We start from the raw sequence: 20,977 nt of genomic DNA on the forward strand, positions 1-20,977 counted from the left end.
CAATCGTGCCGATGTTGACGTGCGGTTTTGTACGCTCAAACTTTTCCTTTGCCATTCCTCAGGCGCCCTTTTGCGATTTGGGGGACCCTTGGTCCCGTGGTTACATCTGCGCGCGCGAGATATTTGGTTCACGGGGGAAAATCAAGCACATCCTGAAGGAAATGCGGCAATCACGCAGGATTTTGCGTGACCTCGGTGGATTCCAGCGGTTGGATCAGGCTCGGACGCTTGTCGAACCAGCCATTCTCTTCATGTTCTTCGGCCAACCATTCTTCGACTCGGTCCGCGACCTTCAGGGCCAGACCGCTCATCTGTTCTTCTTTGGTTCGGGTATTGCCTGAGCCAGTAAGGGCACTTTCACCGGTCGTGTCTTCCAGCACTTGAAACTGTTTCCCCTTGGCCAGAAACTCTTTTTTCTTAACGTCATACACGTTGACCAGCACAATCGCGGTGCTTTTGGGATTGTAAATCACAGGTATCCCAGGGGGTGCCAGCATATACCCCTCAAGGCTGATGCCGATGTCATATTCCTGCGCGCCTTCGTAACGGCCTAATCGAATATCAACCGCGTTCTGAATGGCTTTGGTCCATTCATCTGGTGTGGCGTCGCGCGACACCGGACCCTGCACGGCTTTGTCCGCAAAGGCATAGTTTACGCGCAGTTTGAATTCCCCCAACGACTCAGGCGGTTCATAAACCTGGGTCTGCGTACATGCGCCCATCAGGGCCAATCCGGTAATCAGGGTCAGAATTCGCAACATGTGTCTCTTCTCGATAGGCCTGTTTTACGGGATGTAGCGCACCAACACGGCCTGTGCAAAGTCGTATCAGCAGAAATTGATCGCAGTGGCAGCAGAGTCACGAAAACTTATAGTCCCGAGGGAAGCCGTAAGGTGGTTTTTTCCCAACGCTCGCGCGCTTGGCCAACCATTGGGACATGTCCGCCTCGTGTCGGGTCTTCTCACCGCCCATGGACCATTTCAGCCCTTCTTCCCAGTTGAAGGTGGTGATGTCCGACAACCCGCCATCCAGTTCCAGCGTGCCCTGCCGTCCACGCGCCATGTTGTACTTCTGCAGGCGCACACCCTTGCCACGGGTCATTTCAGGCAGTTCTTCTGTCGGGAAAACCAAGAACTTACCGTTCTGGGATACAACGGCCACGTGGTCGCCATCGACCGGCTTACAGATCATCGCCGTCTCGTCGCCTTTGACGTTCAGCACCTGTTTTCCGTTGCGGGTCTGGGCCAGCACGTCATCTTCGGGAACCATAAACCCATTGCCTGCATCCGAGGCCACCAGCAATTTACGCCCCGGCTTGTGGATTAGGATGTCGATGATCTGGGCCTCGTTCGGCAGATCAACCATCAGGCGCAGCGGCTCGCCCATTCCCCGTCCACCGGGCAGATTGGCCGCACTGACAGTGTAGAATCGCCCATTCGAAGCAAACACCAGTAGGCGATCCGTAGTTTCCGCGTGGAAAATGAAACGCGGGCCGTCGCCATCTTTAAACTTCAGCTCTCGTTTCAGGTCGATATGGCCGGTCATGGCGCGAATCCAGCCCATCTGAGAGCAGACAACCGTGATCGGCTCCTTATCGATCATTGCCTCAAGCGGAACTTCTTCGACTTGTCCGGCCTCGGCGAACTGCGTGCGACGCGCGCCGCCGTCGTAGTCTTTGCCGAAGGTCTTCTTCGTCTCTTTCAACTGCTCGGCTATTTTCGCCCATTGCAGGGCCGGATCGGCCAGCAGGTCTTCGAGATTGGCGCGCTCCAGCATCAACTCGTCACGTTCGCGGACCAACTCCATCTCTTCCAGACGGCGCAAGCTGCGCAGGCGCATGTTCAGAATGGCGTCGACCTGAACCTCGGACAGTTCGCCCTCACCCGGCTTGGGCGTGACGTAATCAGACTCGTCGGTGGCACGAACGTGGTCGATGCCCCAATCCTCGCGCATAAGCGCGGCTTTGGGGTCGTCGTCATAGCGGATGATGTCGATCACACGATCAAGGTTCAGGAAGGCGACGATAAAGCCCTCCAAGACCTCCAACCGATGGTCGATCTTCGCCATACGGTGACGCGAGCGTCGGATCAGCACCTCTTGCCGGTGATCGAGGAAGGCGCGCAGCACTTCCTTCATCGAACAGACCTTGGGCGTTACCCCATCGATCAGCACGTTCATGTTCAGGCTGAACCGCACTTCAAGGTCCGAGTTGCGATAGAGCATGCCCATCAACACCTCGGGATCCACGTTTTTAGATCGAGGTTCAAGAATCAGTCGGATGTCATCGGCGGATTCGTCGCGCACATCGGCGAGAATCGGGATTTTCTTGGTCTGGATCAGTTCCGCAATCTTTTCGATCAGCTTGGATTTCTGAACCTGATACGGAATTTCGGTGACAATGATCTGCCACTGGCCACGGCCCAGATCTTCGACCTTATATTTACAACGCAACCGGAACGAACCGCGCCCAGTGCGGTAAGCTTGAGCGATATTCTCCGCCGGCTCGACAATCACGCCGCCGGTTGGGAAATCGGGGCCGGGCACATAATTCAGCAGCGTATCGTCGCGGGCATCCGGCGTCTTGATCAGATGCAGGCAGGCATCGCACAGCTCGGCGATATTGTGCGGCGGAATGTTCGTCGCCATACCCACAGCGATACCGCTGGCACCATTGGCCAGCAGGTTCGGGAATTGCGCAGGCAGCACCACCGGCTCGGTTAGTGTGCCGTCATAGTTGTCGCGGAAATCGACAGCGTCCTCGTTCAGGCCCTCAAGCAGCGCCTCGGCCACGATGGTCATCCGCGCCTCAGTGTAACGAGAGGCAGCAGGGTTATCGCCATCGATATTGCCGAAGTTCCCTTGCCCGTCGACCAACGGGTAACGGACGTTGAAGTCCTGCGCCAATCGCGCCATCGCGTCGTAAATAGCGGCGTCACCGTGCGGGTGATAGTTACCCATCACATCGCCCGAGATCTTGGCGGACTTTCGAAAACCTCCGGTTGCACTGAGTCGCAGTTCCCTCATCGCATAGAGGATTCGCCGGTGTACCGGCTTCAACCCGTCCCGCGCATCAGGCAGAGCACGGTGCATGATGGTGGACAGCGCATAGGTCAGATAGCGCTCACCTATCGCGCGGCGCAGTGGTTCAGCAACCTCGCCCCCATTGTCAGGGGCCTCCATATTGGGGTCGTCGATCGTGTCATTCATACATGATGTGATACGACGCTAGGCTGCCCGGGTAAAGCAAGCAGAGTACATTTTACTGGGGACAAGTCGCGCTTTTTGCAACAGGGGGAGGCAAGTGAGTGTTTTCCCCGAATTTTCGACTCGGCCTCACAATTATGCTACCATTCCAACAATTGAATGATTGCTGCCTATTATTGTTGTTACGATTACCTTGGGGGATGGCCTCTATGCGCCTGATACTTGTTACTTTCGCCGCTCTCGGCTGGACGTTTTACGTGATGAGCGGAGGTCCCGACTTTGAACCGCGCGGTGTGCGCGACGCTAAGCCGGAACGCGTTGCTGTTGCAGCCAAACCGGCGACACCGGTCGTCGAACCCACACCAATTGTCAAACCTGAACCGGTTGAGAAACTGGTGATACGGACCTCTGCCGCGTCAGAAAAAGTGGTGCCGACGCCCGTCGAATCCGATGCTCAGCTGGGCGAAGAGGAGACCAAAGCCTTGCTTTCGCAAGTGGCTGCGGGCCTCAAGGCAAACCCGTCGCTGTTCAGCGACGAAAACGTCACTCTGACCCTGGCGTCGCTTGAGCAAGGTTTGGGGTCACTGGAACAAGTCGCAACGGATGCCGAACTGCCAACGGTTGATCTGGCTGCACCAGTTGAACCACCCAAAGATATCCGCGAAATTTCGGGTACCCGTGTCAATATGCGCGACGGGCCCGGAACCATTTATCCAATCATCGGCAAGGCCCGCATTGGCCAACAGGTCGAAGTCTTAAGCGAATCGGGCACAGGCTGGTTGCGCCTGCGCGTGTTGCCGGGGCAACAGGTTGGATGGATTTCGGCATCACTTGTCCGGAAAACAACAAACTGACGCCGGAGCGTCATTGCCCTGCCGCAAACCCCGCCATAGCTATTGGCGGGGTTCATGTTCGGAAGGCTCATGCAGAAATCGATACTCATTACGGGATGCTCTTCGGGTATAGGCCTGGATGCAGCACACGGTATGCGTGCACGCGGCTGGCGTGTTTTTGCGTCCTGCCGCCAGCAACGCGATTGCGACCGTCTGCGCGCACAAGGCTTTGAAAGCCCCAAAATCGACTATACCGACACCAAGAGCATTACGTCGGGATTATCTTCTGTGCTCGAGGCAACGGGCGGCACTCTGGATGCCTTGTTCAACAACGGCGCCCATGGACTGCCTGGCGCGGTCGAGGACGTGCCTACGGACGGATTACGCCATATCTTTGAAACCAATGTCTTCGGATGGCATGAGCTGACACGCCAGGTGATTCCCGTTATGCGGGAACAGGGTTATGGACGAATAGTTCAGTGTTCTTCGGTTCTGGGCCTTGTCGCCTTCCCCTGGCGTGGGGCCTATGTCGCCACCAAATACGCCATCGAGGGTTTGACCGACACAATGCGGCTTGAACTGCGGGATACCGGAATTCACGTTGTTCTGATCGAACCCGGACCAATCACCTCGAAACTCAGGGAAAAAGCGATCCCGATGTTCGAAAGATTCATTGATTGGGAAAGCTCGGCGTTACGAGAAAAATATGAAGCCTCGCTGTTGAAAAGGCTTTATGAAAGCAGCGGCCCGGATCGTTTCGAACTGCCAGCTTCGGCTGTGACCGACAAACTCGCCCACGCGGCTGAAGCGCGGCGGCCGAAGGCGCGATACTATGTGACGACGCCCACATATGTGGCCGGGATATTGCGCCGAATCTTGCCCACAAAAGCGACCGATCGCATCCTGTCGGACATCTGAGGCGAAATTTCCCGTTCGCTTTTTGACGTCCCAACGCTAGATGGGTCATAATCGAAAAAACCGGACGGTGACTTGAAATGGACCTTTTAATGGTCGTTCTGCTTTTGGCCATGGCGGCAGTTGTCGTAGTGCTGACCCTTGGCATTGCGAATTTCGGCAAAAGCGGCATGGAAGCTGCAAAGAAAAGCAACAAGATGATGCGGCTTCGCATCCTCTTTCAGTTCATTGCCGTGGTGCTGATCGTGCTATTCGTTTACCTGCGCGGACAAGGGGTGCAATAAATGGTCGTTCTCAACAAGATTTACACACGCACAGGTGACGACGGCAAAACCGCTCTGGGCAATGGCGAACGCGTGGCCAAATACGCGGGGCGCGTTGCCGCGTACGGAACGGTAGATGAGTTGAACGCATTTGTCGGTGTGGCCCGAACCGAGGCCCAAGGTGAAACAGATGCAGCATTGTCGCGCATTCAGAATGACCTTTTCGACCTGGGCGCAGATTTTTGTCGCCCCGATATGGATAAGGATTCCGAGGCCGACTATCCACCCCTGCGTATCGTACCCTCTCAGATCGACCGTCTTGAAGCCGAGATTGATGCGATGAACGAAAATCTGGAACCACTGCGCAGTTTCATCCTACCCGGTGGATCACGTCTGGCAGCGCATCTGCACGTGTGTCGTACGGTGTCTCGTCGGGCAGAACGGCTGGCGGTCGAATTGACGAATATGGAGCCGGTCAACGATGTGGCTGTCAAATACCTCAACCGGCTCAGCGACTGGTTCTTTGTCGCGGCTCGCTGCGCGAACGCCAACGGCAAAGACGACGTTTTGTGGGTTCCGGGCGCGAACCGCTGAAAGCGGCGCGGTGGGAAGGCGGCTGTCAAATTTGTGCGCGCCGCAGTCCTTAAAATGCAGAGGCTTCAAACGGCAATCTTTCGCCCTTGTTTGAAAAAAACCGCAAAACGCGACGTCCCGACGCTATGACGTGACGATTTTGCTCTGTTGTGCCACTGCTGCAGGCGCTATCTAGTCCGTCGAGAGCATTGGCAGAGTCGCCTTCGCGGCTTGCCGTTTTTTTGAGGAGCGTACGCAAAAATGAAGGTACTGGTGCCTGTCAAACGCGTGATTGACTACAACGTTAAGGTTCGCGTGAAAGCGGATGGAAGCGGTGTTGATCTCGCCAATGTCAAAATGTCGATGAACCCGTTCGACGAAATTGCTGTTGAAGAGGCGATCCGTCTGAAAGAAGCTGGCAAGGCCGACGAAGTTGTCGCCGTTTCGATCGGCGTCAAGCAGGCGCAGGAAACCCTGCGGACTGCGCTGGCCATGGGCGCCGACCGCGCGATCCTTGTTGTGGCGGCAGACGACGTTCACACCGACATTGAGCCGCTGGCCGTTGCAAAGATCTTGGCCAAAGTGGTCGAGGAAGAGCAGCCTGGCATCGTTCTGGCGGGCAAACAGGCAATCGACAATGACATGAACGCCACCGGCCAAATGTTGTCGGCCCTGCTGGGCTGGTCGCAGGGTACCTTTGCCTCGGAACTGGACATCGAAGGCGACAGCGCCAAGATCACCCGTGAAGTGGACGGCGGCCTGCAGACCATCAGCGTCAAGATGCCGACCATCGTGACAGTTGACCTGCGCCTGAACGAACCGCGTTACGCGTCACTGCCCAATATCATGAAGGCGAAGAAAAAGCCGCTGGATGAGAAAACCGCCGCCGATTACGGCGTGGATGTCAGCCCGCGTCTGGAGATTGTCAAAACCGACGAGCCGCCAGCGCGCGCCGCTGGTATCGTTGTAGGCTCGGTCGACGAGCTGGTCGAGAAACTTAAAGAAGCGGGGGCTGTGTAATGGCTGTACTTCTGCTTGCCGAAGTCAACAATGGTGAACTGGCGCTGGACGCGACTGCAAAAGCCGTCAACGCTGCAAAAACTCTGGGCGATGTGACCGTTCTTGCCGCAGGTGGGTCTGCCGCCGCTGCTGGTGAGGCTGCTGCAAAGATCGACGGCGTGTCCAAGGTTCTGGTTGCCGAAGATGCCTCGCTGGGTCACCGCCTGGCGGAAACGACCGCGGCGCTGATCGTGTCGCTGGCCGACGGGTACGAGCACATCGTTGCCCCTGCAACCACCGACGCCAAAAACGTGATGCCGCGCGTTGCTGCGCTGCTGGACGTGATGGTGATCTCGGATGCGTCCGGTGTAGTTGACGGCTCGACCTTCGAGCGTCCGATCTATGCGGGCAACGCGATCCAGACCGTGAAATCGAACGACGCCAAGAAAGTTGTCACCCTGCGGACCGCCAGCTTTGATGCTGCGGGCGAAGGTGGCTCGGCCCCGGTTGAGACCATTTCTGTCGGTGAAAACCCCGGTCTGTCGTCGTGGGTCGAGGACAAGGTTGCCGAGAGCGACCGTCCGGAACTGACCTCGGCAGGCGTTGTTGTCTCCGGTGGCCGTGGCGTCGGCTCGGAAGAGGACTTCAAACTGATCGAAACCCTGGCCGACAAGCTGGGCGCTGCAGTTGGCGCGTCGCGCGCCGCCGTTGACTCGGGCTATGCCCCGAACGACTGGCAGGTGGGTCAGACCGGTAAAGTTGTTGCCCCCGATCTGTATGTCGCTGTCGGCATCTCGGGCGCGATCCAGCACCTGGCCGGTATGAAAGACTCCAAGGTCATCGTTGCGATCAACAAGGACGAAGAAGCCCCGATCTTCCAAGTCGCCGACTTCGGACTGGTCGCAGACCTGTTCCAGGCCGTACCAGAACTGACCGAAAAACTCGGCTGATCAAACAGCGTAAGTTTTCGTCGAAAAACCTTACTGGGCCCGCCTTCTGGCGGGCCTTTTCAGTTTTGGTCCCGCAAAACAGGTAGCAATTTCCCGGCAATCTCACGGTGCGCAGATGGGCCTATCACATGCTCTGCCATTGGCTGTTGCAAGGTTCCAAACAACACATCTTCCAAAGATTCCGATTGCCCTGTCACGCGCACCGAACATTCAACGATACCCGTACACAAGGGCCGAAGCTGATTGATCATTTCGGCATTTGGCAAAACGAGGTCGCTGTGCATCCCCTCCTGCCTGTGCACCTCTAGCCAAAGCAAAATGACCGGCGGTTTGATTTGGCGTAGAACCTTGGACGTAGTGCGCACCCAAGCCTCGCGCAGTTCTTGAGCAATGACTTCAAATCGCGCGTCTTGCACTGCGTGCAGCCGCGTTAGCAGATGCCGTACGAAATGGATTTCCGTGAAGTCGACCTCGGGAAAAAGCTGTTCCAGATCGTGCGAAGGGGCCAGAAACCGATCATTGCGGCGCGGATGAACCCGGTAAAACCTGTTCGACAAGCACGGCAAGTCGGGTGTTTGCAACACGCAAATTTCGGCCCTGTTTGCCAACTCTAACACTGCCGGATCAGCAAGTAACGCGTCAGCACCACAAAAAAGGCTACCAAAATTGACACAAGGTCGTCCCAAAAGTTTGGTAAGCTCGGCAGGAAAAGGCTGTTCCACAAAACGGCCAAAGGTTTCCTCTCCGCCCAAACACGCAACGAAAGGGTCGCTCAGGTCACTCGGCGGGCCGCGAAACCAGAGTTTGGAGCCCTTGTATTGACAGACGGAGTCCCCGCCCCTGTTCATCTCATGAAAGCTCATCCCAAGCCCCCCACATTTCACCCGGTTGCCATCTTGCGGCCTCAGATGTTGAGAAATTCCTAATGCGCGCATTTGAAGCAAAATTGACTGGTTCGATCCCCTTGCCGCATGCCCCGGTCTGCCGATACTGTCGCGGTATCCTTCAGGGCAAAGGCAGCTGTACATGGAAGTAAAATCAGTCGGAGTGATTGGCGCAGGTCAGATGGGCAATGGGATTGCCCATGTTCTGGCATTGGCGGAATACGAGGTCTTGCTGAACGATGTCAGCCAGGACGCACTGAATAACGCTGTGTCCACAATTGAAGGGAACATGGCGCGCCAAGCCTCTCGCGGGAAGATCACCGACGCAGAGATGCAGGCCGCGTTGAACCGGATCTCGACCACTTTGGAGTTGCCCCGCCTTGGACAGACCGATCTGGTGATCGAGGCTGCGACCGAACGGGAAACGATCAAGCAGGCGATTTTCGAAGACCTGCAACCACATCTTCTGCCGCATACGATTTTGACGTCCAACACATCGTCTATCTCGATCACACGTCTGGCCAGCCGCACCGACCGGCCAGAGCGTTTCATGGGGTTTCATTTCATGAACCCAGTGCCGGTCATGCAGCTGGTGGAACTGATCCGGGGCATTGCGACGGACGAAGACACATTCAGCGCCTGCAAAGCTGTTGTCGACCGCCTGGGCAAAACGGCTGCTAGTGCCGAAGATTTCCCGGCCTTCATCGTTAACCGCATCCTGATGCCGATGATCAACGAGGCCGTGTACACGCTGTATGAAGGCGTCGGCAGCGTTCAATCCATCGACCAGTCGATGAAGCTGGGCGCGAATCATCCGATGGGCCCGCTGGAATTGGCGGACTTCATCGGGCTGGACACCTGTCTGGCAATCATGAATGTCTTGCACGACGGTCTGGCAGACACCAAGTACCGCCCCTGCCCGCTGTTGACTAAATATGTCGAGGCTGGCTGGCTGGGTCGCAAGACCGAGCGCGGGTTCTATGACTATCGCGGAGAGGTTCCGGTACCGACACGATAAAAGGGGGCCAGCCCCCTCGCCCGGATTTCATCCGGGCTCACCCCCGAGGTACTTTTGGCCAGATGAAGACGCGGATTAGGCTTTGTTTGATTGGCCCAAGGACATTGTGCGATCCCGTAGCCATGCCATGAAGCCGCGCGGGTCGCGCTCGAGCAGTTCCATGTCTTCATCGCCGATCGGCTCGCCGATAACCGGCGACTGCGGTTTGTTGCAGGATCGTACGATCTCGTGCAGCAGCAAACCCTGACGCAGAATCGGCGACAGTTTATTGGCAATCTGGTACCAGCGCGAGTTGCTGCCCGGGAAGAAAATCGGCAGCACCTGCGCACCCGAGCGGCGGATCATCTTGGCCGTGAAAACGTTCCATTCCCGCTCGATAGCTGGACCAAACCAGTCGTCCGAAGACATCACCACGCCTGACGGGAACAGTGCAACAACGCCGCCGTTCTTTAGGTGCTCCATCGCCTTGCCACGCATCTCGAGCATTTTGGCCTGCGCCTCGGGGTCGTGCGGGAAGGGCACCGGGATCATGAAAGATGTCGCCGCCTCATCAAGTCCGGTCAGGACCGAGCGAGTCAGAATGCGGTAATCGCTGCGGACCCGTCCAATCAGCTCGGCCAGGATCATACCATCGACCATACCGTGCGGATGGTTGGCGACCACAACGACGGGACCGGTTTTGGGAATCCGGGCAATCTGTTCCTGCGGTGTGGTCAGGTCGATACCCATAGTCGTAAGGGCACCACCCCAGAACCTCTGGCCGCGATAGTATTCGTTCTTTTTCTCGAATTTGTTGACCATTCGCAAAATGGTCAGCTTGCCGGTGCACCATTCGATGGCCCGAATGGCGGTTGAGGTCCAGGCATCATCGAACGAGTTCGCATATGTCAGGGTTCTACGGTCGTAGATTTCGCCCTCATCCGCGGTCCCATCCACCACTGGGCTTGTCTTGGTCTCGTGCGTCGTTTCCGCCAATTCCTGGTCTTCCCGTTTTCATGTCGCGGCGGGGCGGATTAAAACCCCTCTCCGAACTTGTCGTTCACAAGCGCTTCCAGAGCTTCCGCCAATGCCTCAGCATCCGGCCCGGACGTCTCGACGTCAATAGTTGTTCCGCGCGAGGCTGCCAACATCAAAAGACCCATAATACTGTCACCTGAAGCAGAAAGTCCGTCTTTTGACACCTCGGCACGGGCATCGAACCCTTCCACGACCTCGACCAGCTTTGCCGAGGCGCGGGCGTGAAGGCCCTTTTCATTGATAATTTTAAGGCTTCGGTTGGTCATAGTCGTCAATCCGGTTTTATTCTAATGTCACATTTTGTGCATTTATGTATTTCCGTCCAGCCTCCATCGCCTGACGCACAGCATCGCCGATGGGCAGGTGGCGGCTTTTGGCCAATTTGATCAACATAGGCAGATTGGCACCATAAAGAATCCGCCGATCCTGAGGTGCGCAGGCTCTTAAGCTGAGATTCGATGGGCTTCCGCCAAACAAATCTGTGACGACCACGACGCCATCGCCCATGTCTACGCTGTCGGCCGCCTGGCAGATCTCGGCTTGTTTCTTGTCGCGGTCGTGTTCAGCTTCGATCGCAATAGCCACCAGGCCGGGTTGCGGCCCGACCACATGCCGTGTGGCGGCCAGATATTCCTGAGCCAACCCCCCATGCGCAACGATCACAATCCCGATCAATCCGACCTCACATTCAACGTCCGGCGTTCCATCTCGCGATGCCTAATTGCCACTTGCTGACCGCCTTCGGCAAGGGCCTTTGCGACTGCTTCGGCCATTGCAACGGATCGGTGTTGCCCCCCGGTACACCCAAAGGCCACGGACAGGTGCGCTTTGCCTTCTGCCCGAAATGCGGGCAGCAGCAAAGTAAGCAGGTCCATGACTCGTTCAAAAAACGGCAAATAGGTCGTGTCCGATTGCACGTAGTGCGCGACATCAGGATGTCGACCATCGGCCGCCCGCAATTCGGGACGCCAATACGGGTTGGCAAGAAACCGGCAGTCGAACACCATGTCCAACCCGCGCGGTAGCCCGCGTTTATACGAGAAAGACTCGATCGATACCGCAAGGTGCCGCCCGCCTTTAGGCGCAAACCAGGTCTCGACCTCTTCGCGCAGCTGATGGACGTTGAGAAGACTGGTGTCGATCAGGGTATCCGCAATCTCGCGGATCGGGGCCAACAGTTCTTTTTCACGCTGGATGCCCGTTTCGGGGCTGGCATTTCTGGCAACGGGGTGACGGCGGCGGGTTTCCGAAAACCGACGCAACAGAACGTCATCGCTGCAATCCAGGTACAATACCGTTAGATCGACCTGCGCCATTCGGCCCAGCTTTTCTGCAAGCTCGATAAACCTGATTGTCGAAAAGTCCCGATTGCGAGCATCAACACCCAACGCCATCGGGCGGTCGCTGTCCGCGCTATCGAGCAGGCGCATCAGCAGCCCCATGGGCAGATTGTCGATGGCTTCAAAACCAAGGTCTTCGAGAACATGAATTGCGGTAGACCGACCAGCCCCCGAAGGGCCTGTGACCAATACGATCCGCCGTTGTGAAATCATGTGTTCGGCCATTCCGGATTTACACGCCCATTTTTTAGCAGCTGCATCAACGCTGCAGCCAAATTGGGGACGCCGGCACCGCGAAGCAAGGGAACAGTTTGCCTCAGAACCTGAACAGTGAATTGTTCGGGTAGGCGTTGTGGTTCGCTCTGGTCCAGATCGACGACGTAATCGATCGGAACTGGCCCGGTTGCTTCGGCCCTGAGCAGGCCGATGTAACGCGCCTCGATCAAGTTACGGATTTGTGAAACAGCGGACGCAACGATCTGTTCATCGTGCATCTGTAGAATCACACGGTCATCTGCAACCAGGTCAGCCCCATAGGCCATCAGCTGCAACGCCAACTCAGATTTCCCAGCACCAGAAGCCCCGATGATCAACACGCCACGCTGTTCTACCGATACACAAGACGCATGAACGCACGCCCTGTCACGGTTGTTGGCCTCTGACAGTAAGAAGATTTGCATTTCTCAAACAGGCAGCCCCACGACAAATCGTGCGCCCAGCGGATCAGAGGTGATGTCTGCCTCGGTCGGGCGTATGTTTTCGGCCCAGATCACGCCGCCATGGGCTTCTATAATCTGCTTTGAGATCGCCAGCCCAAGACCTGAGTTATTGCCAAAGTGCTCTGCAGGACGCTGCGAATAGAATCGCTTGAACACTTTCGTTAGCGCTTGTTCGGGGATGCCTGGGCCCGTGTCCTCGACCACAACCAGCACTCGGTTGTCGCGCTGACGGACCCAAACACGAATAGCATCGTTTTCTTCGCAGAATGAAATCGCGTTTGTGATGAGGTTTACAAATACCTGCGCCAACCTTGCTTCGAGCCCGTTGATGACAATGGGTTCGGACGGCAGGTCAGTTATATAGTCGATACCTTTGGACCGGGCGTCCTCACCCAAGTATTGGCCAAGGTTGCCCAGCAGTTTGAGCAGATCAAATGGCTGCTCTGCTTCTTTTACCAATTCCGCGTCCAGACGCGATGCGTTCGAGATATCGCTGACCAGGCGATCCAGACGACGGACATCGTGTTCGATCACATCCAGCAGCTTGTCGCGCTGATCCTCTCTTTTAACCATACGCAATGTGCCGACAGCGGATTGCAGACTGGCCAGAGGGTTCTTGATTTCGTGGGCAACATCGGCCGCGAACTGCTCGTTTGCGTCGATCCGATTATAAAGTGCGGTCACCATGCCACGCAGGGCGCGGCTGAGCCGTCCGATTTCGTCCGGCCGAGCGCTAAGGTCCGGGATACGGATACGACCGGGATTAACCCCTGTGCCACGATCCTTGCCCATTTCAGCCGCTGCCGCCAAATCCGCCAATGGGTTGGCGATGGTTGAGGCCAGAACCAAACTTAGCCCTACAGAGACAAGCAGGGCCACCACAAACATCTGAAGGATGCGCTCTTGTTCGCGGCGGGCAAGCGCGTCAATTTCCCCTGCCGGACCTGTGATGGCAACCGCGCCCGCTGGGTTGCCTTCGTACAGGATCGGAGCAGCGGCAACAATCACTGTGTCACCCGCGCTATCCTGCACCGCCTGAACCTGTGTTTGCCCGGTAAGAGCCTGCGGAATAATTGTTTGGACTCGCTGCGCCAAGGTCGGAGATTCAGTTTCGGTCGACCAGTTGAATATGTTCGACAGCCCAATCCAAACCGCATTCAATGTGTCGCTGATGACGGTGCCGCCAGTCTGTACTTCGGTGCTTGTACGCAGAAGCACGGGCATATCGGACGCTTGTGGCACGCCGCGTGTCCACCCGATCAAGGTGCCGCTGGCGTCGTACACAAAAACCTCGCCGCCTTCGGGCAGCGTCAGCCCTGAAAGCGTGTCCTTGACGTCCAGGTTTCCGGCATTTTGCGCAGATATCTGCGCCCCCTGCCGCAGCTGGGTTTCAAAAACGTTGCTGACCAGCTGCGCATCACCCAGCAGATTGCGGGCGGTTTGCTGCACCTTTTCTTTGCGCGAATCGTCCAGATACAGCAGCCCTGTGACCAAAATCACCAAGGCGATCAGGTTGAAAGTGATAATTTTGCGCGCCAAGGGTGAACCGCGCAGAGAAAACAGGTTTCTCCGGGACCGCTTTTCTCTCAGCTCGGCGGATTCGAAATCCTGTGGGATGACCCAGTCATCCCCAAGAACGACATCACCGTCGCGCAGTTCTCTGGTTTCTTCGGTGTCGCGCACGAGAGCCCATTACCTCTTGCAGGCGTCGCGCCTATTCTTCGTTGTAACGATAACCGATACCATACAGGGTTTCGATCGCCGAGAACTCTGGGTCGGCTGCGCGCATTTTCTTACGTAGGCGTTTAATGTGGCTGTCGATTGTCCGATCGTCCACATAAACCTGATCATCATAAGCCACATCCATCAACTGATCGCGGCTTTTGACAAATCCCGGACGCTGGGCAAGCGCTTGCAACAACAAGAACTCGGTCACAGTGAGGGATACATCATTCCCCTTCCAGCTTACAGCATGGCGCAACGGATCCATCCGCAAGTCGCCGCGCTCCATAACCTTCGTGTCAGCGCTGTTGGCGGCGACTGCATCTCCGCTTGTCGCCTCTTGTCGGCGCAACAAAGCACGGATGCGTTCAACCAGCAAACGTTGCGAAAAAGGCTTTTTCACGTAGTCATCTGCGCCCATGCGCAGACCCAGAACCTCGTCGATCTCGTCATCTTTCGAGGTCAGGAAAATCACCGGCATCTGCGTTTTCTGGCGCAGCCGCTGCAGCAGATCCATGCCGTCCATACGCGGCATTTTTATATCGAGCACAGCCATATCCGGCAGCTTTTTGTTGAACGCATCCAACGCGGCCTGGCCATCATTATAAGTTTCAACCTCGAAACCTTCGGCTTCAAGTGTCATGGATACGGACGTTAGAATGTTTCTATCGTCATCCACCAGTGCAATCTTTGACATCGGGCTCACCCCTATTCCTGCTCACTCGCGCAATAATTCGCTTATTTGTAAGGCATTGTTGGCGGTTTTAAGACGCCGAATCAATCCGTAACCGCGAATCGTGCCTTTGTTGCGGCAGGTCTGCGGCAAATTTGCCTTGATGCCCGCAAAAATCTGCCCGCTTTTCGAACATTGAATTGGTGGTGGCGCTAAACTCGGACTTGGTTGCGCTAACTGCGTCAACCCGCCTGTTCATGTCCCAAACGACCGTGATAAGAGGCGCCCAGCCGCCGGTTTTTACCGGCTCACTGCCCCAATGGCGCACACGGCCAAAGCCTTCGCGCCGCCACAGGAGAAGACAAACATGACATCTGGACGGGTTAACCCGCAATTCCGCCTCGAAGATCAGGGCATCGAGGGTCTGGGCAATGTCTATTACAACTTCATGGAACCAGCGTTGATCGAAGAAGCGCTGAAGCGCGGCGAAGGTACACTTGGCAACGGTGGTGCGTTTCTGGTCACCACCGGTAAGTTCACTGGTCGCTCGCCGAAGGACAAGCACGTCGTTAAAACAGATAGTGTCGCGGACACCATCTGGTGGGAAAACAACGCCGAAATGAGCCCCGAAGGCTTTGACGCGCTGTACGAAGACATGCTGGCCCATATGAAAGGTCGCGACTATTTCGTTCAGGATCTCGTTGGCGGCGCTGACCCCGCATACGCGATCAACGTGCGCATGGTCACCGAGCTGGCATGGCACAATCTGTTCATCCGCCACCTGCTGCGCCGACCGGATCGCGAGGATCTGGATGACTTCACAGCCGACTTTACCATTATCAACTGCCCGAGTTTCCAGGCCGACCCGGCCAAGCACGGCTGCCGCAGCGAGACTGTGATCGCGCTGAACTTTGATCGTAAACTGATTTTGATCGGCGGAACTGAATACGCAGGTGAGAACAAGAAGTCCGTCTTCACACTGCTGAACTACATGCTGCCGGAAAAAGGCGTGATGCCGATGCACTGCTCGGCCAACCACGCTGTTGGCAACCCGGTCGACACCGCCGTGTTCTTCGGCCTGTCGGGGACCGGCAAAACAACTCTGTCCGCTGACCCCGCCCGAGTGTTGATCGGCGACGACGAACATGGCTGGTCGGATCGCGGCACCTTCAACTTTGAAGGCGGTTGTTATGCCAAAACAATCAACCTGAACGCCGAGGCCGAGCCAGAAATCTACGCGACCACCAGCAAGTTCGGCACCGTGATTGAGAACATGGTATTCGACCCCGAAACCAAAGAGCTGGATTTCGACGACGATTCGCTGACCGCAAATATGCGCTGTGCCTACCCGCTGGAGTACATATCCAACGCCTCCAACAGCGCCTTGGGGGGCCATCCCAAGAACATTATTATGCTGACCTGCGATGCGTTTGGCGTGCTTCCTCCGATCGCGCGACTGACCCCGGCGCAGGCGATGTATCACTTCCTGTCTGGTTTCACGTCGAAAGTTGCAGGTACGGAACGCGGCGTCACCGAACCCCAACCCACATTCTCGACCTGCTTTGGCGCGCCTTTCATGCCGCGTCGGCCGGAAGAATACGGCAACCTTCTGCGCGACAAGATAGCCCAGCATGGCGCGACCTGCTGGCTGGTGAACACCGGCTGGACCGGCGGCGCTTATGGCGTAGGCAGCCGGATGCCCATCAAGGCGACCCGCGCTCTGTTGACTGCGGCCCTGGATGGGTCACTGCGCGATGCTGAATTCCGCAAGGATGCCAATTTCGGTTTTGACGTGCCTGTCTCGGTGCCGGGAGTGGCCGAGGTTCTGCTGGACCCGCGCCGCACATGGGACGATCAGGCGGCGTTCGACAAACAGGCGGAAAAACTGGTTCAGATGTTTGCCGAGAACTTCGAGCAGTACCTGCCGTTCATCGATGACGACATCAAAGCCGTTGCAATCGGCTAGCAAGTAAAGGGGCCTACGGGCCCCTTTTTCTTGCGCGGCGTCATTCTTTGATATCAACCTTTGATTGTATGTCACAAAAAGCACATACAAGTGCGTTGTTTCAAATTGCGATCTGCGGTACCCATAGGGTTCGAAGGGACGAAAAAGCCCGGCACGTCAGCGCCGGGCATTGACTGAAAGGACTTTTTGGCAGCTCAAACGCGCACACTCACAATGCAGAATTGAGCAACCTAATCAGGTGCCTAGTCTATGTAAATGGGGATGAGTGTCAATATGGGACTACCTGGTTTGTATTGAAACCGGGGTGTCCCAAATGGTCGCAGACTGGCGATCGTTGGCACAGGAAATTGCAGGTAAGAACATGACAGAAATCTCGAAACTCACCGAACTTCGCAAACTGATGCAAAGCATGGAGCGGACGCTGGGTCTGGAAAAACTATCTCCGGTTGAGCGCGACATCTATTACGCCGCAGAAGAGCTTTCCAAGTCCGATCAGGAAGTGCGCACGTTTGGTTTGATCGAGCATACATTGGTTCAAAGCGTATCGCGCCCGACTTTTTTCCGCGCCCTGAAATCCTTGGTGGAAAAAGGCTATCTTTCACAAAGCGGCAGCGCCAACCGGGGGCGGTATATCGTTAATGCTCCCAGATGACGCCTGCAACATATGCGCGATGCGGTGATCGCAGTGCGCGCCTGGGCGATTGATACGTTTGCGGCCTCATTGGCCTATGTCGTGGCGTCATTCCTGACCTTCGCCGTTCTGATGCCGCTCCAGAACATGTATTTTCCCGAATACCCAAGCCGGGCCAGCCTGCTGTTTTTGCCACATGGCGTGCGGGTTCTTTCTGCTTGGCTACTAGGGTGGCGCGCGATTTTTGCCTTGTTGCCAGGCGTCTTCATCGTTTTTGCTTATTTGGGGGGTACGGACGTTTTCCTGTCCAGTCGCCTGCTGGCCATTGCCATTGCAGTCACCACGGTTCCAGCAGTGTTTTATCTGTTAAAGGCTGTGGGGTGGGATTTGTTCCCGCGCCCTGATCGCAAACCATGTTGGGTTTGCATCATGGGAGTGGGTGTAATCACGTCCTTTCTTGTCTCAGGGCTGACAAATCTGGCCTTTGGCAGTGAAACCGTCGAATATATTGCCTTTTTGATCGGGGATATCTCGGGCTTGTTCTTCTTAATGCTGGGGCTCTATTTCGCATTCCGCTTTGCCGATAGACGTACGGGTTGAGACATCACCCCAACAGACCGCGCCGCAGCAGGTTCAACCCAGCCACCAGCAATACAAGTAAAGTCGCTTTGCGAAAGCTGGCCTGGTCAATCCGGTCCTGCAGTTTGAAGCCGACCCACATTCCAGCCATAGCCGGTAAGATCAGTATCGCGGAAAACGAAATTGTTTCCGTCCGCAAGATGCCGGATCCTAAATGAGCGGCTACAAGTAGCAGCGCACCTAGTCCATAAATAACACCCTGAATGCGGATCTGTTCCGACTTGGGTGTATTCAAGGCCATCAGGTAAGCCACTGTTGGCGGCCCCCAAACACCAGACATACCGCCCGCAAAACCCGCTTACCCTCTCATGGCAGCCTCAATTCTAGGCGACGGTTGGTTCAGTACCAGACGGACCCCCAGAACTTGAAACAGGCAGAAAACGGAAACAAGACCGCCAATCAAAAGCAACGAAACGGAACTGGGCACCATGGTGACTAGTTGCGCGCTCAGAACCAACATGAGGCCACCGACGATCAGGAACACGCGAAAGTTCAAGACCGAGGAATAAGCGGCGACCGCGCCTCCGCGCAATGCCTGAAGTCCATTCGTCACAAGCGTTGGCAGGATAAGCCCAGCCAAGGTCAACTCCGGGGTAAGAAAAGAATTCAACCCGGACACCATGACCATGGGCATGGCGAAACCAACAATACCCTTTATCCACCCCGCGGCAAAAGCAATGGCCATGGCAAGCATCAGGTCCTGCGGGGAAAGAATGGAAAACAAGGTCATTCCCCCTAGATACCATCTGGAATTTCTTCTGCATTGCAAAAATGATCAGGTAATTTTTGAACTTTTTCGCAGCGTAATAAGTATTTTTGTTGCGCTGCACGTGCAGCATGATATGACCAGACGACCCAGGAAAGGACGCGATTCATGGCCCACGACGGACAGGATATGACCGAGATGACAACTGCTGCAGTTTTGCCCGATCTTCTGGATTTAACCCGAGCCGCTGTGCCTGCGGTGGAGGCAGTATTTGAAAAAGCCCGCGAGTCTGTGCGCGGCATGGTCACTGCGGATGGCCGCGTGTCTGGCTCCCTTATTGAAGCGAACCAGACTGCTGCGCACGGCTTGGCTTGGCTCGCCACTTACACCCAATCGCTGCAACAGATGCAACGTTGGGCAGAAGCGCTGCAAGCCGAGGGAAAATTCGGCGAGCTTGAGCAGCTGCTGCACCAGATCGCCTTTGGCGAATATCTGCATCAGGTCGCAGGTGGCATCCCGATGAATCAAGGCGAAGTCGTCCGCCTTCAGGATATGGGCCTTGGCTGGGACGCGCTGTCGGGCTTTCAGTCTAGCGAAGTTCAAACTCTGATGGCGCAGGCCAACTCTCAGGCGGCGCGCAGCCGTTTGGTCGAACTGATGCAGGATCAGGCGGGTGCCACCATGTTCGGCAACTCTGGTCTGGACGAAGAGCTTGAGATGATCCGCGACCAATTCCGACGCTACGCGCAGGAGAAGGTCGAGCCCCACGCCCATGAATGGCACCTGAAGGATGAGCTGATCCCGCTGGAAATCATCGAAGAGCTGGCGGAAATGGGCGTGTTCGGCCTGACCATCCCAGAGGAATTCGGCGGATTTGGCCTGTCCAAGGCGTCGATGTGCGTAGTTTCAGAAGAACTGTCGCGCGGCTATATCGGCGTCGGTTCGTTGGGCACCCGGTCCGAAATTGCAGCCGAGCTGATCATCGCCGGCGGCACGGACGAGCAGAAAGCCAACTGGCTGCCAAAACTGGCCAGCGCCGAAATCCTGCCCACCGCCGTGTTCACCGAGCCCAACACCGGGTCGGATCTTGGCAGCCTGCGCACGCGTGCTGTGAAGGATGAAAACGGCGACTATAAGATCACCGGCAACAAGACCTGGATTACCCACGCGGCACGCACCCATGTGATGACCTTGCTGGCGCGGACAAACCCCGACAGCACCGACCACCGAGGCCTGTCGATGTTCCTGGCCGAAAAGACCCCGGGCACAGACGAGAATCCCTTCCCAACCCCCGGCATGACTGGCGGCGAGATCGAAGTTCTGGGCTATCGCGGTATGAAAGAATACGAGCTGGGCTTTGACGGCTTCCACGTCAAAGGTGAAAACCTGCTGGGCGGCGAAGAAGGCAAGGGTTTCAAGCAGTTGATGGAAACCTTCGAATCTGCCCGCATCCAGACCGCTGCACGCGCCATCGGTGTGGCGCAAAGCGCGCTGGATATCGCAATGCAGTACGCGATCGACCGCAAACAGTTCGGCAAATCACTGATCAACTTCCCACGCGTGTCCGGCAAGCTGGCAATGATGGCGGTCGAGATCATGATTGCACGTCAGCTGACCTATTTCAGCGCGTGGGAGAAAGACCACGGCCAGCGCTGTGACCTTGAAGCCGGTATGGCCAAGTTGCTGGGCGCCCGTGTGGCTTGGGCCGCTGCCGATAACGGGCTACAGATTCACGGCGGCAACGGTTTTGCGCTGGAATACAAGATCAGCCGCGTCCTGTGTGACGCGCGCATTCTCAACATTTTCGAAGGGGCCGCTGAAATTCAGGCGCAGGTTATCGCACGCCGACTGCTTGGGTAACTGCTTTCAGCATCCCGTTTCCCCAACTGACCCGGCCTTTGCGCCGGGTCTTTTTCTTGATGCAA

At 56.4% G+C, this 20,977-nt stretch carries 21 protein-coding genes and 1 pseudogene; 11 read left to right on the plus strand and 11 right to left on the minus strand.

Translation table 11 applies throughout. The annotated features are described in order from the left end of the window. Nucleotides 1-170: 170 nt before the first annotated feature. Nucleotides 171-761: a hypothetical protein gene (locus tag I9187_RS18045; RefSeq protein WP_171180722.1), complete on the minus strand. Its 591-nt coding sequence runs from the start codon at nucleotides 759-761 to the stop codon at nucleotides 171-173. A 97-nt stretch (nucleotides 762-858) separates the two neighbouring features. Further along, on the minus strand, nucleotides 859-3,207 hold the full coding sequence (gene parC / locus I9187_RS18050; protein ID WP_171180724.1) for a DNA topoisomerase IV subunit A: 2,349 nt from the start codon (nucleotides 3,205-3,207) through the stop codon (nucleotides 859-861). Between the two features lie 206 nt (nucleotides 3,208-3,413). On the opposite strand from parC, the gene I9187_RS18055 reads away from it, so the two are divergent. From I9187_RS18055 to I9187_RS18080, 6 genes are all read left to right on the plus strand, one after another. After that, the gene (locus tag I9187_RS18055; protein ID WP_245223292.1) at nucleotides 3,414-4,058 is read left to right on the plus strand and encodes an SH3 domain-containing protein; all 645 of its coding nucleotides are present in this window, start codon (nucleotides 3,414-3,416) and stop codon (nucleotides 4,056-4,058) included. Between the two features lie 69 nt (nucleotides 4,059-4,127). After that, entirely contained in the window at nucleotides 4,128-4,955 is an 828-nt protein-coding gene (locus I9187_RS18060; protein WP_171180726.1) for an SDR family NAD(P)-dependent oxidoreductase, read from the plus strand. Between the two features lie 77 nt (nucleotides 4,956-5,032). Then, complete coding sequence (locus tag I9187_RS18065; protein ID WP_171180728.1) at nucleotides 5,033-5,236, plus strand: twin transmembrane helix small protein; 204 nt, start codon at nucleotides 5,033-5,035, stop codon at nucleotides 5,234-5,236. Then, on the plus strand, nucleotides 5,237-5,809 hold the full coding sequence (locus tag I9187_RS18070) for a cob(I)yrinic acid a,c-diamide adenosyltransferase (protein WP_171180731.1): 573 nt from the start codon (nucleotides 5,237-5,239) through the stop codon (nucleotides 5,807-5,809). It abuts the gene before it with no gap. A 240-nt stretch (nucleotides 5,810-6,049) separates the two neighbouring features. Further along, complete coding sequence (locus tag I9187_RS18075; RefSeq protein WP_171180733.1) at nucleotides 6,050-6,808, plus strand: electron transfer flavoprotein subunit beta/FixA family protein; 759 nt, start codon at nucleotides 6,050-6,052, stop codon at nucleotides 6,806-6,808. Continuing rightward, nucleotides 6,808-7,737, plus strand: a complete 930-nt coding sequence (locus tag I9187_RS18080; protein WP_171180735.1) for an FAD-binding protein — start codon at nucleotides 6,808-6,810, stop codon at nucleotides 7,735-7,737. The genes I9187_RS18075 and I9187_RS18080 overlap by 1 nt, the downstream gene beginning before the upstream one ends. A 59-nt stretch (nucleotides 7,738-7,796) precedes the next feature. On the opposite strand, the gene I9187_RS18085 is transcribed toward I9187_RS18080, so the two are convergent. Next, the gene (locus tag I9187_RS18085) at nucleotides 7,797-8,765 is read right to left on the minus strand and encodes a DUF6473 family protein (RefSeq protein ID WP_348540139.1); all 969 of its coding nucleotides are present in this window, start codon (nucleotides 8,763-8,765) and stop codon (nucleotides 7,797-7,799) included. On the opposite strand from I9187_RS18085, the gene I9187_RS18090 reads away from it, so the two are divergent. Further along, the gene (locus I9187_RS18090) at nucleotides 8,764-9,639 is read left to right on the plus strand and encodes a 3-hydroxybutyryl-CoA dehydrogenase (RefSeq protein ID WP_171180737.1); all 876 of its coding nucleotides are present in this window, start codon (nucleotides 8,764-8,766) and stop codon (nucleotides 9,637-9,639) included. The two genes, I9187_RS18085 and I9187_RS18090, sit on opposite strands and share 2 nt — an antisense overlap. 75 nt (nucleotides 9,640-9,714) lie before the next feature. Here I9187_RS18090 and I9187_RS18095 read toward each other — a convergent pair whose 3' ends face one another. The 7 genes from I9187_RS18095 to I9187_RS18125 are packed head-to-tail and all read right to left on the minus strand — an operon-like array spanning nucleotide 9,715 to nucleotide 15,134. Next, complete coding sequence (locus I9187_RS18095; protein ID WP_171180739.1) at nucleotides 9,715-10,614, minus strand: lysophospholipid acyltransferase family protein; 900 nt, start codon at nucleotides 10,612-10,614, stop codon at nucleotides 9,715-9,717. A 38-nt stretch (nucleotides 10,615-10,652) separates the two neighbouring features. Next, on the minus strand, nucleotides 10,653-10,922 hold the full coding sequence (locus I9187_RS18100) for an HPr family phosphocarrier protein (protein WP_171096062.1): 270 nt from the start codon (nucleotides 10,920-10,922) through the stop codon (nucleotides 10,653-10,655). A gap of 16 nt (nucleotides 10,923-10,938) precedes the next feature. Further along, nucleotides 10,939-11,331 (minus strand): PTS fructose transporter subunit IIA, encoded by a 393-nt coding sequence (locus I9187_RS18105; protein ID WP_209509763.1) that lies wholly within the window; start codon nucleotides 11,329-11,331, stop codon nucleotides 10,939-10,941. After that, a complete protein-coding gene (gene rapZ, locus I9187_RS18110) occupies nucleotides 11,328-12,209 on the minus strand; it encodes an RNase adapter RapZ (RefSeq protein ID WP_245223293.1) in 882 nt (293 codons plus the stop codon). Before rapZ ends, I9187_RS18105 begins: the two co-directional genes overlap by 4 nt. After that, nucleotides 12,206-12,676: an HPr kinase/phosphatase C-terminal domain-containing protein gene (locus I9187_RS18115; protein WP_171180744.1), complete on the minus strand. Its 471-nt coding sequence runs from the start codon at nucleotides 12,674-12,676 to the stop codon at nucleotides 12,206-12,208. The genes rapZ and I9187_RS18115 overlap by 4 nt, the downstream gene beginning before the upstream one ends. Before the next feature lie 3 nt (nucleotides 12,677-12,679). Further along, entirely contained in the window at nucleotides 12,680-14,398 is a 1,719-nt protein-coding gene (locus I9187_RS18120) for a sensor histidine kinase (RefSeq protein ID WP_171180746.1), read from the minus strand. Nucleotides 14,399-14,429: 31 nt separating this feature from the next. Further along, nucleotides 14,430-15,134 carry a response regulator transcription factor gene (locus I9187_RS18125; RefSeq protein ID WP_171180748.1) on the minus strand — a complete coding sequence of 235 codons (705 nt, stop codon included), beginning with the start codon at nucleotides 15,132-15,134 and terminating at the stop codon, nucleotides 14,430-14,432. A 343-nt stretch (nucleotides 15,135-15,477) separates the two neighbouring features. Between I9187_RS18125 and I9187_RS18130 the strand changes: the two genes are divergently transcribed. The 3 genes from I9187_RS18130 (at nucleotide 15,478) to I9187_RS18140 (ending at nucleotide 18,307) form a co-directional block, all read left to right on the plus strand. After that, nucleotides 15,478-17,076 carry a phosphoenolpyruvate carboxykinase gene (locus tag I9187_RS18130; RefSeq protein WP_171180750.1) on the plus strand — a complete coding sequence of 533 codons (1,599 nt, stop codon included), beginning with the start codon at nucleotides 15,478-15,480 and terminating at the stop codon, nucleotides 17,074-17,076. Between the two features lie 313 nt (nucleotides 17,077-17,389). After that, nucleotides 17,390-17,728 carry a hypothetical protein gene (locus tag I9187_RS18135; RefSeq protein ID WP_245223295.1) on the plus strand — a complete coding sequence of 113 codons (339 nt, stop codon included), beginning with the start codon at nucleotides 17,390-17,392 and terminating at the stop codon, nucleotides 17,726-17,728. Between the two features lie 12 nt (nucleotides 17,729-17,740). Beyond that, the gene (locus I9187_RS18140) at nucleotides 17,741-18,307 is read left to right on the plus strand and encodes a hypothetical protein (RefSeq protein WP_245223296.1); all 567 of its coding nucleotides are present in this window, start codon (nucleotides 17,741-17,743) and stop codon (nucleotides 18,305-18,307) included. A gap of 4 nt (nucleotides 18,308-18,311) precedes the next feature. On the opposite strand, the pseudogene I9187_RS18145 reads toward I9187_RS18140, so the two are convergent. Further along, nucleotides 18,312-19,076 (minus strand): annotated as a pseudogene (locus I9187_RS18145) (sulfite exporter TauE/SafE family protein). Nucleotides 19,077-19,220: 144 nt separating this feature from the next. Between I9187_RS18145 and I9187_RS18150 the strand changes: the two are divergent. Continuing rightward, nucleotides 19,221-20,912, plus strand: coding sequence for an acyl-CoA dehydrogenase family protein (locus I9187_RS18150; protein WP_171180752.1), 1,692 nt, complete (start codon nucleotides 19,221-19,223; stop codon nucleotides 20,910-20,912). Nucleotides 20,913-20,977: the final 65 nt, after the last annotated feature.

The organism is Ruegeria sp. HKCCE4148, assembly GCF_017872495.1.
GTDB lineage: Bacteria > Pseudomonadota > Alphaproteobacteria > Rhodobacterales > Rhodobacteraceae > Ruegeria.

What these genes read in the sequence shown, in the direction of transcription:
- I9187_RS18045 (WP_171180722.1), bottom strand. Translation starts at nt 761, where the DNA reads ATGTTGCGAATTCTGACCCTGATTACCGGATTGGCCCTGATGGGCGCA.
- I9187_RS18070 (WP_171180731.1), top strand. Translation starts at nt 5,237, where the DNA reads ATGGTCGTTCTCAACAAGATTTACACACGCACAGGTGACGACGGCAAA.
- I9187_RS18130 (WP_171180750.1), top strand. Translation starts at nt 15,478, where the DNA reads ATGACATCTGGACGGGTTAACCCGCAATTCCGCCTCGAAGATCAGGGC.
- rapZ (WP_245223293.1), bottom strand. Translation starts at nt 12,209, where the DNA reads ATGATTTCACAACGGCGGATCGTATTGGTCACAGGCCCTTCGGGGGCT.
- parC (WP_171180724.1), bottom strand. Translation starts at nt 3,207, where the DNA reads ATGAATGACACGATCGACGACCCCAATATGGAGGCCCCTGACAATGGG.
- I9187_RS18085 (WP_348540139.1), bottom strand. Translation starts at nt 8,765, where the DNA reads ATGTACAGCTGCCTTTGCCCTGAAGGATACCGCGACAGTATCGGCAGA.
- I9187_RS18080 (WP_171180735.1), top strand. Translation starts at nt 6,808, where the DNA reads ATGGCTGTACTTCTGCTTGCCGAAGTCAACAATGGTGAACTGGCGCTG.
- I9187_RS18135 (WP_245223295.1), top strand. Translation starts at nt 17,390, where the DNA reads ATGGTCGCAGACTGGCGATCGTTGGCACAGGAAATTGCAGGTAAGAAC.
- I9187_RS18125 (WP_171180748.1), bottom strand. Translation starts at nt 15,134, where the DNA reads ATGTCAAAGATTGCACTGGTGGATGACGATAGAAACATTCTAACGTCC.
- I9187_RS18090 (WP_171180737.1), top strand. Translation starts at nt 8,764, where the DNA reads ATGGAAGTAAAATCAGTCGGAGTGATTGGCGCAGGTCAGATGGGCAAT.
- I9187_RS18100 (WP_171096062.1), bottom strand. Translation starts at nt 10,922, where the DNA reads ATGACCAACCGAAGCCTTAAAATTATCAATGAAAAGGGCCTTCACGCC.
- I9187_RS18065 (WP_171180728.1), top strand. Translation starts at nt 5,033, where the DNA reads ATGGACCTTTTAATGGTCGTTCTGCTTTTGGCCATGGCGGCAGTTGTC.
- I9187_RS18115 (WP_171180744.1), bottom strand. Translation starts at nt 12,676, where the DNA reads ATGCAAATCTTCTTACTGTCAGAGGCCAACAACCGTGACAGGGCGTGC.
- I9187_RS18055 (WP_245223292.1), top strand. Translation starts at nt 3,414, where the DNA reads ATGCGCCTGATACTTGTTACTTTCGCCGCTCTCGGCTGGACGTTTTAC.
- I9187_RS18140 (WP_245223296.1), top strand. Translation starts at nt 17,741, where the DNA reads ATGCGCGATGCGGTGATCGCAGTGCGCGCCTGGGCGATTGATACGTTT.
- I9187_RS18060 (WP_171180726.1), top strand. Translation starts at nt 4,128, where the DNA reads ATGCAGAAATCGATACTCATTACGGGATGCTCTTCGGGTATAGGCCTG.
- I9187_RS18150 (WP_171180752.1), top strand. Translation starts at nt 19,221, where the DNA reads ATGGCCCACGACGGACAGGATATGACCGAGATGACAACTGCTGCAGTT.
- I9187_RS18075 (WP_171180733.1), top strand. Translation starts at nt 6,050, where the DNA reads ATGAAGGTACTGGTGCCTGTCAAACGCGTGATTGACTACAACGTTAAG.